This window comes from Clostridium oryzae, from assembly GCF_002029235.1.
Lineage (GTDB): Bacteria > Bacillota > Clostridia > Clostridiales > Clostridiaceae > Clostridium_AE > Clostridium_AE oryzae.
Window position 1 is genome coordinate 1 of the sequence record NZ_MZGV01000088.1, and the last position, 15,912, is coordinate 15,912.

At 32.3% G+C, this 15,912-nt stretch carries 25 protein-coding genes and 2 pseudogenes; 6 read left to right on the forward strand and 21 right to left on the reverse strand.

The features are described from left to right. Positions 1-377: 377 nt before the first annotated feature. The 5 genes and pseudogenes from CLORY_RS24115 to CLORY_RS23440 all read right to left on the reverse strand — a co-directional run bounded on the left by CLORY_RS24115 (position 378) and on the right by CLORY_RS23440 (position 3,095). On the reverse strand, positions 378-1,019 hold the full coding sequence (locus tag CLORY_RS24115) for an HNH endonuclease signature motif containing protein (RefSeq protein WP_341456655.1): 642 nt from the start codon (positions 1,017-1,019) through the stop codon (positions 378-380). Positions 1,020-1,187: 168 nt separating this feature from the next. Beyond that, a pseudogene (locus tag CLORY_RS23875) lies at positions 1,188-1,730 on the reverse strand (reverse transcriptase domain-containing protein); the annotation flags it as partial. 405 nt (positions 1,731-2,135) lie between these two features. Next, positions 2,136-2,372: a DUF2442 domain-containing protein gene (locus tag CLORY_RS20705; RefSeq protein ID WP_079428118.1), complete on the reverse strand. Its 237-nt coding sequence runs from the start codon at positions 2,370-2,372 to the stop codon at positions 2,136-2,138. A gap of 11 nt (positions 2,373-2,383) precedes the next feature. Continuing rightward, positions 2,384-2,650 carry a DUF4160 domain-containing protein gene (locus CLORY_RS20710; protein ID WP_079428120.1) on the reverse strand — a complete coding sequence of 89 codons (267 nt, stop codon included), beginning with the start codon at positions 2,648-2,650 and terminating at the stop codon, positions 2,384-2,386. Positions 2,651-2,933: 283 nt separating this feature from the next. Continuing rightward, positions 2,934-3,095, reverse strand: coding sequence for a hypothetical protein (locus CLORY_RS23440; protein ID WP_169911700.1), 162 nt, complete (start codon positions 3,093-3,095; stop codon positions 2,934-2,936). 58 nt (positions 3,096-3,153) lie between these two features. Between CLORY_RS23440 and CLORY_RS24030 the strand changes: the two genes are divergently transcribed. After that, a complete protein-coding gene (locus CLORY_RS24030; protein WP_278335349.1) occupies positions 3,154-3,285 on the forward strand; it encodes a hypothetical protein in 132 nt (43 codons plus the stop codon). A 61-nt stretch (positions 3,286-3,346) separates the two neighbouring features. Further along, entirely contained in the window at positions 3,347-3,502 is a 156-nt protein-coding gene (locus tag CLORY_RS20715; RefSeq protein WP_079428123.1) for a helix-turn-helix domain-containing protein, read from the forward strand. 393 nt (positions 3,503-3,895) lie between these two features. Here the strand turns inward: CLORY_RS20715 and CLORY_RS20720 are convergent, their stop codons facing one another. The 3 genes from CLORY_RS20720 to CLORY_RS20730 all read right to left on the reverse strand — a co-directional run bounded on the left by CLORY_RS20720 (position 3,896) and on the right by CLORY_RS20730 (position 6,445). Beyond that, positions 3,896-4,444 carry a nucleoside/nucleotide kinase family protein gene (locus CLORY_RS20720; RefSeq protein WP_242954473.1) on the reverse strand — a complete coding sequence of 183 codons (549 nt, stop codon included), beginning with the start codon at positions 4,442-4,444 and terminating at the stop codon, positions 3,896-3,898. Between the two features lie 329 nt (positions 4,445-4,773). After that, positions 4,774-5,820, reverse strand: coding sequence for a PDDEXK nuclease domain-containing protein (locus tag CLORY_RS20725; RefSeq protein ID WP_207652245.1), 1,047 nt, complete (start codon positions 5,818-5,820; stop codon positions 4,774-4,776). A gap of 325 nt (positions 5,821-6,145) precedes the next feature. Further along, a complete protein-coding gene (locus tag CLORY_RS20730; RefSeq protein WP_079428127.1) occupies positions 6,146-6,445 on the reverse strand; it encodes a hypothetical protein in 300 nt (99 codons plus the stop codon). Here CLORY_RS20730 and CLORY_RS20735 point away from each other — a divergent pair. The 3 genes from CLORY_RS20735 to CLORY_RS20745 all read left to right on the forward strand — a co-directional run bounded on the left by CLORY_RS20735 (position 6,434) and on the right by CLORY_RS20745 (position 7,627). Continuing rightward, complete coding sequence (locus CLORY_RS20735; protein ID WP_079428129.1) at positions 6,434-6,853, forward strand: helix-turn-helix domain-containing protein; 420 nt, start codon at positions 6,434-6,436, stop codon at positions 6,851-6,853. The genes CLORY_RS20730 and CLORY_RS20735 overlap by 12 nt on opposite strands. 88 nt (positions 6,854-6,941) lie before the next feature. Next, a complete protein-coding gene (locus CLORY_RS20740; RefSeq protein ID WP_079428131.1) occupies positions 6,942-7,337 on the forward strand; it encodes a HEPN domain-containing protein in 396 nt (131 codons plus the stop codon). Continuing rightward, positions 7,307-7,627 carry a nucleotidyltransferase domain-containing protein gene (locus CLORY_RS20745; RefSeq protein WP_079428134.1) on the forward strand — a complete coding sequence of 107 codons (321 nt, stop codon included), beginning with the start codon at positions 7,307-7,309 and terminating at the stop codon, positions 7,625-7,627. Before CLORY_RS20740 ends, CLORY_RS20745 begins: the two co-directional genes overlap by 31 nt. A gap of 335 nt (positions 7,628-7,962) precedes the next feature. Here the strand turns inward: CLORY_RS20745 and CLORY_RS20750 are convergent, their stop codons facing one another. The 11 genes and pseudogenes from CLORY_RS20750 to CLORY_RS23125 form a co-directional block, all read right to left on the reverse strand. Further along, a complete protein-coding gene (locus CLORY_RS20750; RefSeq protein ID WP_139376114.1) occupies positions 7,963-8,307 on the reverse strand; it encodes a hypothetical protein in 345 nt (114 codons plus the stop codon). Between the two features lie 74 nt (positions 8,308-8,381). Further along, positions 8,382-8,531: an ATP-binding protein gene (locus tag CLORY_RS23880; protein WP_341456656.1), complete on the reverse strand. Its 150-nt coding sequence runs from the start codon at positions 8,529-8,531 to the stop codon at positions 8,382-8,384. 26 nt (positions 8,532-8,557) lie between these two features. Continuing rightward, positions 8,558-9,034, reverse strand: a pseudogene (locus tag CLORY_RS20755) (IS3 family transposase); the annotation flags it as partial. Between the two features lie 86 nt (positions 9,035-9,120). Next, positions 9,121-10,920, reverse strand: coding sequence for a reverse transcriptase domain-containing protein (locus CLORY_RS20760; protein ID WP_169911701.1), 1,800 nt, complete (start codon positions 10,918-10,920; stop codon positions 9,121-9,123). Positions 10,921-11,129: 209 nt separating this feature from the next. Further along, complete coding sequence (locus tag CLORY_RS23445) at positions 11,130-11,288, reverse strand: hypothetical protein (RefSeq protein WP_169911702.1); 159 nt, start codon at positions 11,286-11,288, stop codon at positions 11,130-11,132. A gap of 123 nt (positions 11,289-11,411) precedes the next feature. Beyond that, a complete protein-coding gene (locus CLORY_RS23450; RefSeq protein ID WP_169911703.1) occupies positions 11,412-11,582 on the reverse strand; it encodes a hypothetical protein in 171 nt (56 codons plus the stop codon). A gap of 246 nt (positions 11,583-11,828) precedes the next feature. Beyond that, positions 11,829-12,101, reverse strand: a complete 273-nt coding sequence (locus CLORY_RS20765) for a transposase (protein WP_079428141.1) — start codon at positions 12,099-12,101, stop codon at positions 11,829-11,831. A 91-nt stretch (positions 12,102-12,192) separates the two neighbouring features. Continuing rightward, positions 12,193-12,435 carry a hypothetical protein gene (locus CLORY_RS20770; protein ID WP_079428143.1) on the reverse strand — a complete coding sequence of 81 codons (243 nt, stop codon included), beginning with the start codon at positions 12,433-12,435 and terminating at the stop codon, positions 12,193-12,195. Between the two features lie 4 nt (positions 12,436-12,439). Next, the gene (locus CLORY_RS20775) at positions 12,440-12,919 is read right to left on the reverse strand and encodes a DUF3990 domain-containing protein (protein WP_079428144.1); all 480 of its coding nucleotides are present in this window, start codon (positions 12,917-12,919) and stop codon (positions 12,440-12,442) included. Next, the gene (locus tag CLORY_RS20780) at positions 12,916-13,131 is read right to left on the reverse strand and encodes a DUF3791 domain-containing protein (protein WP_079428146.1); all 216 of its coding nucleotides are present in this window, start codon (positions 13,129-13,131) and stop codon (positions 12,916-12,918) included. Before CLORY_RS20780 ends, CLORY_RS20775 begins: the two co-directional genes overlap by 4 nt. A 265-nt stretch (positions 13,132-13,396) precedes the next feature. Continuing rightward, positions 13,397-13,696: a hypothetical protein gene (locus CLORY_RS23125; RefSeq protein ID WP_139376116.1), complete on the reverse strand. Its 300-nt coding sequence runs from the start codon at positions 13,694-13,696 to the stop codon at positions 13,397-13,399. Here CLORY_RS23125 and CLORY_RS20785 point away from each other — a divergent pair. Then, on the forward strand, positions 13,685-14,113 hold the full coding sequence (locus CLORY_RS20785; protein ID WP_079428147.1) for a helix-turn-helix domain-containing protein: 429 nt from the start codon (positions 13,685-13,687) through the stop codon (positions 14,111-14,113). The genes CLORY_RS23125 and CLORY_RS20785 overlap by 12 nt on opposite strands. Positions 14,114-14,343: 230 nt before the next feature. On the opposite strand, the gene CLORY_RS20790 is transcribed toward CLORY_RS20785, so the two are convergent. After that, entirely contained in the window at positions 14,344-15,681 is a 1,338-nt protein-coding gene (locus tag CLORY_RS20790; protein ID WP_242954476.1) for an ATP-binding cassette domain-containing protein, read from the reverse strand. A 111-nt stretch (positions 15,682-15,792) separates the two neighbouring features. Then, positions 15,793-15,906, reverse strand: coding sequence for a hypothetical protein (locus tag CLORY_RS24345; protein WP_479723561.1), 114 nt, complete (start codon positions 15,904-15,906; stop codon positions 15,793-15,795). Positions 15,907-15,912: the final 6 nt, after the last annotated feature.

The window sequence follows — 15,912 nt, forward strand, 5'->3', positions numbered from 1 at the left end:
TTGAGCCTATGAACATTTATGTTTCTCCTTTGTTGTGTTTTGCGCAACTTAATTATAACAAAAGAGTGCATAAATGTTTTTGTTTTTTGTATTGTAAATTATTGGATGTAAAAACGCTCATTTATAGTACATCTTAATTTTAGGATAATTATAACATATATTACATACATTATCATCACGCTTTATCAAAATCACATTTGATAGAAATTTCTAATCACCGCAATATTCATTTTTCAAAGATCTTGTTCATTTTTGAAATTCATAAGTTAGTATAAGAATAGGTGAGACTTTGAAATTATCTCCGCCTTTTCCCCTCCTCCAAACCGTGCATGAGAGTTTCCAACTCACACGGCTTTCCATCAGCATTTACTTATTTTCTATATTCCACAATTTCCAACCATTTTACGAAGTTTATTTATCTTATCAAGCTGCTCATCTGTAAATTGCATTGCATTCATATATTTTCTGATAGTCTCTTCTTTGGTAGCATGTATTAATTTATGCACTTTATTGCAGATAAATATTAGGTTACTGTACTTATCTGTACCATCTTTTTCCTTAGGTCTTTTATGGTGAACATCCATTTCATGACGTTGCAGTTTTTCTCCAGTTACACCACATTTCCCGTTTTGTCCTACATATAGCGATATTCTATTGTCGTTATATTCTACAGTAGAATTTCTCACAGGACTTTCCATAACATATTTGAGTAGCTTTATGCTGTATCCTTTGAGTTTTTCATGTACCTTTCTTCTTCCCTCAATAGAATAGTTATTTACCCCTTTAGGGAAGTTCATTGGCGGTTTTGTAGTTATGCCTGCTATCGGATATAGCGTTAATCCTGCTATATTAATTTCCTTATAATTATATCTTCCATATATTCTCTTGAATGCGTCTCCCTTGTAGCCATGCTTTGATAACATTCTTCCTAATCGGTTATGAATTATTCGATTGACTTCAAAGGCTATTTTATTAAAGTTCGGATTCACTTCTGTTGCTATCTTGTAGTAGTTATGCATTCCTAACACTGTTGCATTATACTTACTTACAGTACTCACATCTGCATGCTTAAAGATTTCTTTTATTTTATCTATTAACGTTGACTTTATCTTTGCTTTTGACTTAGTACTTATCTGTGATGTTACTACATATTTCTTTCTTTTAGACTTTAGTTTTATTTTAAATCCTAGATACTCCGAATAGCTCTTTCTTAAATTCACTATGACCGATTTTTCTGTGCTTATTTCTAGTCCTAGTCTTTCCTTTAGCCATTGTGTTACTGCTTGAAATACCTTTTTTGCACTACTGTAATTTCTACAGAAAATTTTAAAGTCATCTGCATATCTCACAAAAAATATTTCTTTAAGGTTACTTCTTTTCAATGCTTAATATTTAAAAATCGGTTTCTTGTATGGAAAATCACTTTTAAATGTTTCCCATTGATTACTTATCCACCAATCTAATTCATTTAAGACAATGTTTGATAGTAGTGACGATAATATCCCGCCTTGTGGAGTTCCTTTTGTCGGAACACCTTCACCCTTGATTTCCGCCTTTAACATTTTACAGATAATACATATAAGATTTTTATCCTGTATGCCTAGACTCCACATTTGTTTTAGCAATTTACTGTGATTTACGTTGTCAAAGAACCCTTTTATGTCTATGTCTACTGCATAGTGCAACTTATTAATATTGACTATGGAATAAACTCTTGCTATACCATAGATATTTTATAGACTCCCGACCTATCATGTACTCGACTACCTCTAGTTCGCTTTTCCTCAGCTTTACCTGTTAGGGTATACTCTCAGCCGACTTTAACGAGCTATCTAACATTCAACTGCTTATTCAGTATCTTGCTAGTCGTAATTTAGAGAAAGCCCTTCAAGGCGTTACCCCTTCATTTGACTTTTCAAGCTGTCAGTTCTACTACTTATTAAGATAGTGGCTAATCTTTTCAATTAGCAACGTGTCGCACTCGCAATTTTTTCATTTTGCGTCGTATTCATACAATATTACACTTCATTCATAAGACAAATTAGAATTTTCTGTTTTTTTAATTAAAAAGAAAAACAAGATTGCTTCTTATTTTTTATGCAATCTTGTTTCATTCGTTTAAATTTCCGTATATATTATACTGGAATACTTTCTTCGTATAGCATTTCTGGGTCCATATCTGCTTCGTTTCCCCACTCTATAGTATCAAAACATATTTTAACAGAATTAAATTTAGACTTATCCTTTAATTCCTTAAATATTCCCTTTTCCAAATATGGATTCATATCAAATAACCTAACTTCATCATTTTCAAAAGTTAATAATAATTTATATTCATCTACTGGCTTTACTTTTTTAACAGATAAATACATACTATTCCCTCCTATTTTAACGGTTCTATTTTAAAAGGAAGTTCACTATCCATAGCTAATCTCCAATTTGCTACAAGCTCCTCTTTATGAAGTTCCGCCCAAGCCATTACTAATCTTAATTGCTTTTTAGGTAATTCTCCTTCAATAAGTTCACATTTATTAATATCTATAACAGCCTTATAATCACTATAATATGCATGAAAATGTGATGGCGCATGTTCTTTAGGTGCACAATACATTCTTATAATTATTCCATAAAACATACTAATCGTTGGCATATAATCCCTCCCTAATCTGCAACTCTCAATATATTAAAATTATATCCTATTATTGTATTGATATAAATAATTATTTTAATCTGATTTACAAATTTCTATTTTTCCGTGTATTATCTAAATACGCCTTAATTACAATTATGTATTATGTTGTCATAATTATAACATATCTAACATACATTCCCACACTGTTTAGGATAGTTAAATATAGAACGTAAAATATAGAAACACAAAGCCCGCCAACATCCCTCTCCCAGAATATCAGCGAGCTTCAAACTTCTACTCCCTACACCAACTTCCTCTTAAACACATCCCTAAGTCCTACCTTCTCAATCCTTTCCTCAATCTCTTTAACATCCAGCGTATAAAGTCCAACTTCCTTCATATGCTCGAAATACTCAGCTCCAGCAAAAGTGTATCTATTTCTTCTACCTTCCTTCGTCTCCATTTTCTCATTAGCATATGCAATGATATCACCTATTGCTGTAGTTCTAGGAAGTACTCGTGTGCCATGCCCAAAAGCCTGGGAAGCCGCATTATATACCGCTAGAGAGCCACTTGCGATGGCTTCAGCACGCGTTCCAAATTGCGACGAATTTATAGATAATAAATATGAAAGCTTAATATGGACAAGATGAAATACTGACGCTTCAACAGTCTTTCATCTTATCCATATTTTTAGCTGAAGTTTATTATCTAATGAAGTTTTTACAATACTCTGGCATGCCTTGCAATACATTAGCTGAGAGACTTAAAAAGGCAAGAATGCTAACTGGTATGTCTCAGGTAGAGCTTGCTAAAAAAGTTGGTATTAGTCGTTCTGTCTTAAATGAAGTTGAGGCTGGATATAGATAAAGATTTTAAGACCTACCTTATTAAAACTGCTTACTATACTTGATAAAAATATTCTTTGCGATGATTATTATAGATTTGTTCTTGAGCAAGAAAAAAAATTAAAGCTGCTTGTTAGAAAATATGGATTGAGAAAACTGGCTCGGATGATTGGAGTTGATGCTTCCAGTTTGGATCGTTGGAAGAGAGGAGATTATCAGATTTCTAGGAGGTATTTCGAGAGGATTCTAGAACTGGAATTGTTATAGTTTGAGTTCCATGAATTCTTCACATTATCCTTGAATTGCGAACCAAAAAACACCCCAGAATCCAGTTATGAATAATGCGGTGCCTTATGAAAATATTCAGTTTTATTACTTGTTCGTTAAATAAAAAAGTTGCGAAGTAAATGTTTTACTAACATTCATTAAATTTTGATATTTGTTGAATGATTTGAGATACAATAGCATGAACACTTAAACTACCATCGACAACAAAATCTGAATTTGGTTTTATTGTTTTTATCATTTCCAAATAAGCAATTCTACCGCCAGAAAGATAACAATTTAAATCATTTCTTAATAGGTCTGGTGTTTGATTTACCTTATCTCTCAAAAGACGTCTTGCCATAGCAATATCCAATGGAGTATCTATAAAAATTGCATAATCAATGTAAGAGGTAATCTTATCATTTTTATACGCAAAAGGATAATCAAGCAGTATGTAATTCAAATTGTTTTGTGTCAACAATGACTCTATATCTCTGGCTAATATTTCTATATTCCAAGCGTTATAATCAGCTCCATCTTGTACCCATTGAAAATAGTCTGCAGGACCTTCCTCAAAATCATAGTCATCAAAATAAATAGCCATTGATAGTGGTAATATATTCTTTAATTCATTTGTCACTGTTGTTTTTCCTCCGCCTGATACAGCGGCAATTGCGATTACTATAGGCTTCTTCATAATGCCCCCCATGTTTAAATATTTGTTAATTCGCATTTTTTTACAATTACGTATTAATTATAGGATAATTATAACATATATCACATACTCATCCATGTAATTTCAACAAAATTACATTCGAAAGAGATTTCTGAGCACCGCAATATTCAGTTTTCAAAGATCATTATTTATACTTTCAACATCAAGAGTTAGGTCGCAATTTTTTCAAAATACGAACTAAAAAACGCCATAAAATTCATTGTTGAATGTTACGACGTTCATTAAATACTTTATTATATCTTATTTTCTGTTGTAGATTTAAAAAATACCTTTACCACGCAATATGTCCTTTACTCCAATTCCTTTGATTCCAAACTATCTCTAGCTCTTTCTATTGCCTTATGTAGTTTTTCCTGGAATAATTCTTTAGGTGGCAATTGTGTTAAATATTGACCAACATGTATTCCACTCTTATCTAGCTCAAGTAATTCTATCTCTTCATCATTTTTACTTGCACATAATATTATGGCAATAGGGGACTCTTCGCCTTCATTCATCTCATTTTTTTGAAGCCATCTTAAATACAATTCCACTTGACCTTTATGCTCTGGCAAAAACTCTCCTAGCTTAAGCTCTATTAAAACAAGTCGTCTTAATTTTCTATGATAAAATAGTAAATCAATATAGTAATCCTTATTTCCAACAGTTATCCTTACTTGTCTGCCTAAAAATGCAAAATCTCTCCCCATCTCAAGGATAAATTTTTCTAAATGTGCTAGTATTGCATTCTCAATATCCTTTTCTGAATACGTATCCTGTAATTGTAAAAAATCTAATACATAAGGATCCCTAAAGAATAAATCCGTTGTCATCTTATTTTTTTCATTTAACTGTTTTAAATCATTTTTAATTGTTAATTCTGGCTTTTTAGATATTGCGGTTCTTTCATAAAGCATAGAATTTATTCTATCAGTTAGTGTTCTTACACTCCAATGTTCATTAATACACATAGTAATATAAAAGTCTCTTTTTAATCCATCTTCAATTGTTACTAGCTTCAGTAAATGGGACCAAGTCAATTTTACAGACAGTGTCTGTAAAATTTCAATATCTTGAATTGCGTCATATAATCTTACCATATTAAATAAATTAGCCTGACTATAACCTTTCCCATATTCAGCAGTTAATTCCTTACTTAAACCGCTTATTATAGACTTCCCATATTCAGCCTTTTCACTCCGCAATATCTCAGTTTTAATAATCTTACCTATATTCCAATATAAAACTACCATTTCAGAATTTACTGCTGCAACTACATTTCCCTTGCAATTATCAATTGCTTTAGCTATTTCATTATATAGGAAACTTATGTTTTCATTATCCATAATAAGGTTCATTTAATTATCATTCCCTTTTTTATATCATATTATTTGTAAAAGTCACTTGCTATAATTATTCTTCTTCAAATTCATAATCTTAATCATTTTCCTTTATATAGCAATGAGCTTAACATATATAAACTATACATTATGCAGTTTATATATGTCTTTTATATTCTTATTATAGCTTTTATTCTTCTATATTCAAATCAAAATATAATTAAAATTATTCAAACATATTTCATTCGCCTTTCCATATAATAAAAAACAATTACCATTAGAAACACAAAAGCCCGCCAACATCCTTCTCCCGGAACATCAGCGAGCTCCTCCCTCCTACTCCCTAAACCAACTTTCTCTTAAACACATCCCTAAGTCCAGCCTTCTCAATCCTCTCTTCAATCTCCTTAACATCCAACGTGTACAATCCAACCTCCTTCATATGCTCAAAGTACTCTGCTCCAGCAAAAGTATACCTATTTCTTCTTCCTTCCTTTGTCTCCATTTTTTCATTTGCATAAGCAATAATATCACCAATTGCTATAGATCTCGGAAGTTGCAGCGTGGCATTTCCTAAAACCTCGCAAACCGCATTATATCCCGCTAGAGAGCCGCTGGCGACGGCTTCAGCATGGTGGTCCAAATTGCGACAAATTGGAAGTTATTGCAATTTGCTGATATGCCTTGCAATAACTTGGCTCAGAGACTTAAGAAGGCAAGAATGCTCACTGGCATGTCTCAGGTAGAGCTGGCAAATAAGATTGGCATCAGTCGTTCTGTTTTAAATGAGGTTGAGGCTGGCTATCGAGATAAGATTTTAAGACCTACTTTACTTAAGCTGCTTACTGTGCTTGATAAAGATATTCTTTGCGATGATTATTATCTGTTTGTGCTTGAGCAGGAGAAAAAATTGAAGCCGCTTGTTGAAAAATACGGGTTAAGAAAATTAGCTCGGATGATTGGAGTTGATCCTTCCAGTTTAGATCATTGGAAAAGGGGGGATTATCAGATTTCGAGGAAGTGCTTTGAGATTCTCTGGAAATTAGAATAGCTTTTATTAGCATTTTCAGATCAAAACATTGTATATAAAATTCATCTATATGGTATAATTTAAGTATATTATAAAAGTAGGTGTATATATGGATAAACAGGAACTAATCAATTATTGGATAGAAACATCTAATGAGGACTTTAATACAATGCTTCATTTATTTGAAAGCAATGATTATCACTGGAGCTTATTCATGGGACATCTCGTAATTGAAAAGCTGCTCAAAGCTGTCTATATATTAAATGTTAATAGCAGCGTACCAAAAATCCATGACTTATTGAGATTAGCAGAAAAAGCAAATCTTACTCTAACCGATGAAATCCAAGATCAGTTAGATATAATAACAACTTTTAATATAAGTGCAAGGTATCCTGATTATAAAAAAAGTTTTTATAAAAAATGTACCTATAAATTTACTTCTTTGAATATAGAAAAAATTAAGGAGTTGAGACAATGGATACTATCATTAGTAACAGTGAAATAACTAAAATTGTAGAAAAATATGCTCAGTTGCTTTCAAAAGAATTAAAAATAAATAGCATCTATCTTTATGGCTCCTATGCAAAAGGTACTTTCTCTAATGATAGTGATATTGATATTGCAGTAATTGGAGAAGATTTTATTGGCGATCCCGTTGAAGATACATTAAAATTAATGCGAATAAGACGTAAAGTTGATAACAGAATTGAGCCTCATCCTTTTAGAGTTAAAGATTTTGATACATCTGACCCATATGTTCAAGAGATATTAAATACTGGAATTAAAATAATGTAATATTATAATCCTATCAATATATGCTTGCAGTAAATTTATATATTGATAGGACTTCTTCATTATATTAATATTTTATTGCTCTCCCAGTTTAGAATAACAAGCCCATATATCTAAGAATTTTTCAATTCTTGGTTTATATGATTTATCTAAAGAAGCATATATCTCATCAAAACTTCTTGCAGCACTGTATATCATCTTTGTTATATGATTATAGCCACTATCAAATGATTTTGTAAAAGGAACCTGTGACTTGTTAAGGATATTTAAATAACCTAATTCTTCAGCATAGCCATATCGATGAAAGTTAGTATTTTTTCATTATCCCTTATAATCATTTACAACGCCAAACTTTCTTGTATTAATCTATGTGATAAGTGTGCTGATATTAGGTAATCTTTTCTCATTAATTTTCCTAGTGCTTGAATGGCTATAAACAAAAAATCATTTACTTTATTTATACCCTCATCTACATTTTTATGTGGCAACACTGCGTTTTCATTTGAAGGTATTGCAGAAATAATCAAATCAAATCTCATACCATTTGTTTTACAAATTCTTATAACTTCTCCTCTTTGTAGAGTACAATAATGAGACATCCCTAATACATCATTACTAAATCCTAGTCTCGTCAAACAATCAGCATAAATTGGAGAATTTGCATCGTAGTCATTCTGATTCAACTTAATGTAACTGGCAAGTACTTTTGGAGAAATTTCGGCATATAATTTTCCTGAATTTCTTCCAGTTGTTATTGTTAAAAAATGGACTCTCTATGTTCTAATCTAAAACTCTTGCCAGACATATTGAAAAGTTCACATCTGTAAGAAATTCTATCAAGAATAGCTGTGGTTAATGCAGCATCTCCCATAAGTTCAGTCCATCCCTCAATTGGATCTAAGTCAATATCTTAGACACAAAAAGTTGAACTTTTTATGCAATTTTTCTAGCTAAATCTTCACATTTTTGAGGAGATATGTAACCAATACTTCCATGTATTCTTTTTCTATTGTACCAGGCTTCTATATATTCAAATATTGCTAGTCTTGCTGTATCATAATCAAAGTAATTAACGAGGTGCACTTCTTCCTTTTTTAGAGAAGCATGAAAAGACTCTATACAAGCATTGTCATAAGGACAGCCTTTACCGCTAAAGGAATGTTTAATTATTTTAGTACTATCTATGTATTCTTTAAAAGCGGAACTTGTATACTGACAACCTAAGTCACTGTGTAGAATAAGCTGCTTAGTTGCCTTCTGAAGCTTAATAGCGTTTTTTACGGCCTGCAAGGCAAGAGTTGTATCAATAGTCCTAGACATAGCATGACCAATTATTTTTCTACTATATAGATCCATAACTGAGGCTAAATAACACCAGCCGTCTTTGACCGTATGTAGTAGGATAAGTTCAGGGTGCAACTTTCAGTTTTCCCCCTCACTTTCCTCCAAACTGTACGTACACCTCTCAATGTATACAGCTTTCCATAATACCATTATTAGCTACTTAGAACAGATTTATTGCAATAATCACAAAGAGCAATACTTTTTCGGTACATTTTTAACATAAGCTTATTCCATGGTGTGTCGGGACTTAGTCCCTTTAATGTGCGAACATGATGCATTACAATCCTCACGTGACTAGCACCGCATAACTCACAGTAACCGGATTTTACGCGAAATGCTGGGCTATACTTACCGAATGGATATTTGTATTTCGTTATGATGTCTAGGTCTTTATATATATCCTTAAATTTAAACTTTTTTGTATGGAAACCTTCATGATAATAAAAAGTGTTACCTACCTTAAAATAACCTTCAACATCAAATTTAATACGAATAGCTTTCATCCTACATCGATGTTTCTTTGCTAGAGTTCTTAAACAGCTGTAATACATGAAGTAGTTAAATTTATGCATTCCATAAGATACATTACAAGCTAATTGATAATAATTATAAAGGCCTCGCACCTCTGAGTTGAACTGTTTTATTATATTTTCGTCCTTGTTATTTATTAGCTGATTGCGTGAGTTTGGTCTCCAGGTTTCTGTTGTTTTACTACTCGATTTCTGTATATGCATGACACTTAGTTCTAACAGTTTCTTTTTCCAGATTTCCGTTGGTAAATAAAGTTTGACAATGCCGTTATATCTTCTGCTGATACGTCCAGTCTTATCTTTTCTAAGATTATTGTTTCTGATTACTCTGATGTCATATCCGAGGAATCGGACTCTTTTAGCAGAATGCGTGATAAGTGTTTTTTCCTCTGATAGCTCAAGCTTGAGCTGATTATTCATGAAGTTTTTAAAATCAGCTTTTGCCCTATAGGCATCAGCTTTACTGCCAATTATACCTACAAGAAAATCATCTGCATATCTCACATATACCATGCGTCTGTAATTTTCATCTATAGGGTCAGAATGAGGAGAATTTAGCAGAGTCTTAGATAACTGTTTTATTTCATTTTTTATATGGCTATATTCATCTGAATTAGGGTTTGTATTTCTAAGCTTTGAAACCCAGTGTTGCTTTCTGGCGTCAAGCCGGTGATATTCAGGATTACGTTTTCTTGTTTTGCCCTTGTTAAAGCTCTCACTATAAGATTTAATAAAGGCATCAAATTCATTGAGGTATATATTAGAAAGTATTGGACTTATCAATGAACCTTGCGCCGTGCCACTGTATGATATGTGGTTGGCGCCATACTCCATGTAACCTGCCTTTAAAAATTTAACAATTATTTGAATGAAATATTCATCGTCGATTCTCCTTCGTAGAATAGAAACAAGAACTTCATGGTCAATATTATCAAAGAATGTTTTTATATCACCTTCGATAAACCACTTGCTACCAGTGAAAGTCTCCTTTATTGCAAGTAGTGCTGTGTGACAGCTTTTTCCGTCTCGGAAACCGTGAGAGCTTTTATAAAAGGTATCTTCCCATACTGATTCAAGTGTCATTCTGATTACTTCCTGTACAAGCTTATCTTCTATACATGGAATACCGAGTGTTCTCAGTTTACCGTTTTTCTTCGGTATATACTTTCTCATTACGGGAGTAGGTTTGTATTCTTTTGATTTAAGCTTTGTGATTAATGTGTCTAGTCTGTCTAGAGTCATTTGGTCGATAGTTCTACCATCAATTCCAGGTGTCATATTTCCTTGTGATGAGTAGATATTATTGTAAGCTAATAGAAACATTTTCCTATTGTAGAAGAGACGGTGTAGACGCCGAAACCGATAAGGCTCTTTATTAGAGTTGCTTTTTAATGTGTTCAAAATTGTAACTGGATTTCTCAATGCCTCTCGCATCCTCCTTAACTATTTTGAGCTGTATTACTGGTCTCCTTTGCCATGTAGAAAGCTTTCCTTTCCTCAGACTACTACGAGACCTCCGTTACCATGCCCAATTGGGTTTAGGTAATCCCCGTTTAGACGGATAGAAACACTCATTACATGATGTCGGATACGACTTTCGTCCTTTTTCTATTTACGTAGTTGGATGGATTCTATACTGCTGCATGTGCACCGTACATTAATGTCATGCTCAATCCAGGTGACGTAACAGTTCCTTTCGTCATCGATACATCTATGGCTCCTCGGACTATCGTTGAAGCAGTGTAGCTTTTATCCTCATTCATGTGTCTTATCTTGCCATTCAGTCGCACCCTTGGAACTGAGTGACTTATGGCTTTACTGGCGTGCTATGTTCCCTTTGTGGTTTCCCCAATTAGGTAAGCCAGTTGATAACAGGCATTTGCAGTATAGCCTGCCGCTTGACAGCGGATTTTCTATCTGCCCATTACGGGCGCACTATAGGTTATATCTGTTACCCACTTCTCATTGATTGTAGTAGTACTAAAATCTCTTTTTAAAACGTTTTCTTGTGCTTCTATTTTCTTTTTAGATGAAGTAGGTCTATACTTTTTTACTATTATAGATTTTATCCCCAGCTTTTTCATTAATCGTTGGGTTTTCTTTAGACTAATAGTTAAAAGCTTCGTTTATCTTAACTACTCCATAACGATTTTTACTGTCCTTGTGGATATCTATAATTTTTTCTTCTATCTTTGCATTTTCTAATGCTCTATTGCTGGCTTTTTTATGTAGATGTTTATAATAAGAGCTCCTAGACACCTTTAAAACCTTGCACATAAGCTTTATATTATGATATTTTTTGTTGCTAGTGATGAATTCAAATACAGTAGTTATTTCCTTGCGAATATGCCCATAGCTTTTTTTAATATTTCAATTTCCTCTTCAAGCTGCTTATTTTTCTTTATCATTGTTTGATATTCAGCAGCTGTTATAGTTGTATCTTTATCTACAGTTACTGGTTTATTCTTTTTAACCCATCCAGTTATTGTTGATTTTGAAACGGCATATTCGCTACTTAGCTCCGTTAAGCTTTTACCTGAATTATAAAGTTCTACTATTGTATTCTTGAATTCTTCTGTATATTGTTTTTGACCTCTTGCCACTTTAACACTTCCTTCTCTTTTCTTTATTTTAAAGTGTTCGGCTTTCTGTGTCTACAATATTATACTAACACCAACATTAGTAAGTACAGAACTATTGTAACAAATTTTTCGGATAGCCCTTATGCTCGCTAAATCCATATTCTAGCATCAATTCATCCGTTAGATACTTAACCCCTTTACAATGCATATCAGCAATTCCTTCACTTATTAATTCATAAGTCTTAGATTTATAGAAATAATCCATACTTTCTTCTATACTATTGCCCGTTTTTTTTGAAAATTCTATAATTATATCTTTGTATAAGGATTGTAGCAGGGTTTTATTTGCCAACATAATTTTACGCCTCCTTGCTTTCTTCATATTTTAGATATTTATCGATAATCTCTTGATTTATAATACAAATCTGTTGATTAGGCTTATAATATTGTAATCTATTCAAAGCCTCATCTTTTTTTATTAGATTGTCACGATACAGTTCTATCGTGTTATATACTCTATCATCAGCAATACCACCTATAATTATATCATATTCTAAATAAATATTGCTTCCTTCCCTACATTCTAATATAAAATCTAACCATTCCTCATTGTAATGTAAAAACTCCTTCACCTTATAATGATTTCTAACTTCATCTATATTCAAATTATAAACATTTAAATATCCAGCCTTGCCTCTTCTTTTAAACTTCTGAATCCAATTAATGGCCTGCTCTTTAATTACTGTTATATAAAACCCTTTACCAAAATCTAGGGCATCTCTTGAAAAAGTTATATAAGGTTTATCTACTATACAATATGAACCATGGTATACTATCAATTCAATGCTCCCCTTTCCTTTAGTATCTCTTTTAAATCATCTACTATATAATGTTTACTTTGGGAGTGTAATGGCTCATAACACGGGATAATATAATCATCCAAAATACCAGTTTTCTTAAGTATCTTGTATACACTTTGGGTACTCATACATAAATTTTCTGCTAAACTTTCAATACAAAAAATACTAAATTCTAATTTTCTTTCATCCATTATTTAACACCTCCAAATATGCTAATATATCTTTTTATATTCATATTATAGACCTTATTTTTATTCATTAAAATCTAAATATTATCAAACTTATATTAATAAATCTATGTAGTATAATTAATGATATTTCTTAATTTTCTTCATAAACTTTCTATGATAATTATAGCATATTTCCCAAACATTCTTATACTATTACAAATGTTTAAATGCAAAGCCCGCCAACGTCCCTCTCTCAGAACATCAACGAGCTCCTCCCTCCTACTCTCTACACAATTTTCCTCTTAAACACATCCCTAAGTCCAGCCTTCTCTATCCTCTCTTCAATCTCCTTAACATCCAACGTGTACAGCCCAACCTCCTTCATATGCTCAAAGTACTCTGCTCCAGCAAAAGTATATCTATTTCTCCTGCCTTCTTTCGTCTCCATTTTTTCATTTGCATAGGCTATAATATCACCTATTGCTGTGGATCTAGAAAGTTGCAGTGGGGCATGCCCAAAAGCCTGGGAAGCCGCATTATATCCCGCTAGAGAGCCACTGGCGACAGCTTCAGCATGGTGGTCCAAATTGCGACAAATTGGAAGTTATTACAATTCGCCGAGATGCCTTGCAATAACTTGGCTGAGAGACTTAAGAAGGCAAGAATGCTCACTGGCATGTCCCAAGTAGAACTAGCAAAGAAGGTTGGCATCAGTCGTTCTGTTTTAAATGAAGTTGAAGCAGGATATAGAAATAAGATTTTAAGGCCTACTTTACTAAAGCTACTAACTGTACTAGATAAAGATATTCTTTGCGATGATTATTATAGGTTTGTCCTTGATCAGGAGGAAAAACTTAAGCCACTTGTTGAGAAATATGGATTAAGAAAACTCGCAAGGATGCTTGGAGTTGATGCTTCCAGTTTGGATCATTGGAAAAGGGGAGATTATCAGATTTCTAAGAGGTATTTTGAGAGAATTCTTGACTTGAGATTGTTTCTTTAAATGTGTGCAATCATATACGTTTTGACTCCATACTCTCCTTTAGAGCGATCATATAATTAATGTATCTATAAATTAATTATAAACATTCAATTTACTATATTCATTTAGGTATAAATTTTCAATTCTTTATATAATTTCTTTACTGGGACGAGAATTTTGTCGTTCAACAAATAATAATACATGATATTAAGCAAAATTTATATTACACATTGAACTTTAAAAAAATCCAATTAAAGTTCAATGATTTTACTAATAAACTCCATGCCCTCCATTATATGAGATACAATAAGAATTATCCCATCAAATTTCCTATTCTTTAAAATATTTAATATTAATTTCCTTGCTTGTACATCTACATTTGCAATAGGTTCATCCAAAATAATTACATCTCTATTAGAGAGCATAGCTCTGATAAATGCTATTACTTGAGCTTGTCCTCCAGATAGACCATTTGTGTTTTGACTTATTTCAGAATCTAACCCCTTTGGTAACTTATTAATATAATCATCAAAATTTAGTTCTTTAATGAGCTTTTTCACATCTTCTCGCTGCTTTTGGGTTTGTCCATACAAAATATTATCTAACACAGTACCTCTAAATAGAAATATGTTTTGTGAAACAATACTTATTTTTTCTCTTATGCTTTTATTATTAACTAGAATTAAATCTAAATCATTGAATATTAGTTTGCCGCTTGTCGGAGTATATAACCCCATGATCAGCTTTATTAACGTTGATTTACCAGCACCATTTTCTCCTTTAATAAGAACTTTTTCTCCTTTACATACTTTAAAGCTTAACGAATCTAAAACATTCTTAGTATTATTCCTATAATTAAAGCTTACATTTTCAAATGTTATTGCATCAATATGTCCTTTTATACTTTCATTTTTACTGCTGTTCTCATCCTCCATATCTAAAAGCTCATAAACTCTTTCAATGCCGAGGCATACAGGTTTTATCGCAGTTCCTAATGTTGCAAGATTCTGAGTAGCACCAAAAATCTTGTTTATATATAACGAAAAAGAAGTATACATTCCTATAGTGAACTGTCCCTTTAAAATTAGAATTCCTGCAACAAGCAATACAAGAACAGATCCAAAGTTATCTACTAATTCTATATTTTCCATGAAAAGCAACATAGATTTGCTTTGTTTGGTACTGTACTTTATAAGTGCTTCAAGCTTATTTTTAAATCTTAAAAGATGACTTTTTTTTCCATTCAGCACCTTTATATCTTCAATTCCATTAATTATTTCAAAACATTCTCCATTCAGCATTGCTGTTGATTCCATCATATCAAGAGTACTCTTCATAAACTCATTAGCTGAGGCTTTAGATGAAAGGAAAAATATTGGTGCTAACGTTAAAATAACTATAGATAGTTTATAATTTATAGCAAACATTGTTACTAAAGCTAGCATAGAATCAATTACACTAAAAAAAATACCAATAACTGATGGAGAAAATATACTTCCAATAGAGCTACACTCTGATATTCTACTTTGAACATATCCTTTTTCAGTATTAGAAAGATACTCCATAGGAAGATCTATTACCTTATCCATCACTAAATATTGTTATTCGCCAAGTCAAATTACAGTCACTTTGCCAAGAAAAACTACAGTTTGCAGGAAAAAAACAAGCACCACAGTGAAAATGACTATGGTGCTTGTTTTTTAGTAGAAACGTACTTTTTTCTTGTTAAATTTAAGTTTAGGAGCAATAGCCTTAAGTGCATAGGCAACGGTTATACCGTCGACTTCTCCCAAAATTCTAGTAAGCTGTTCTATATTCCA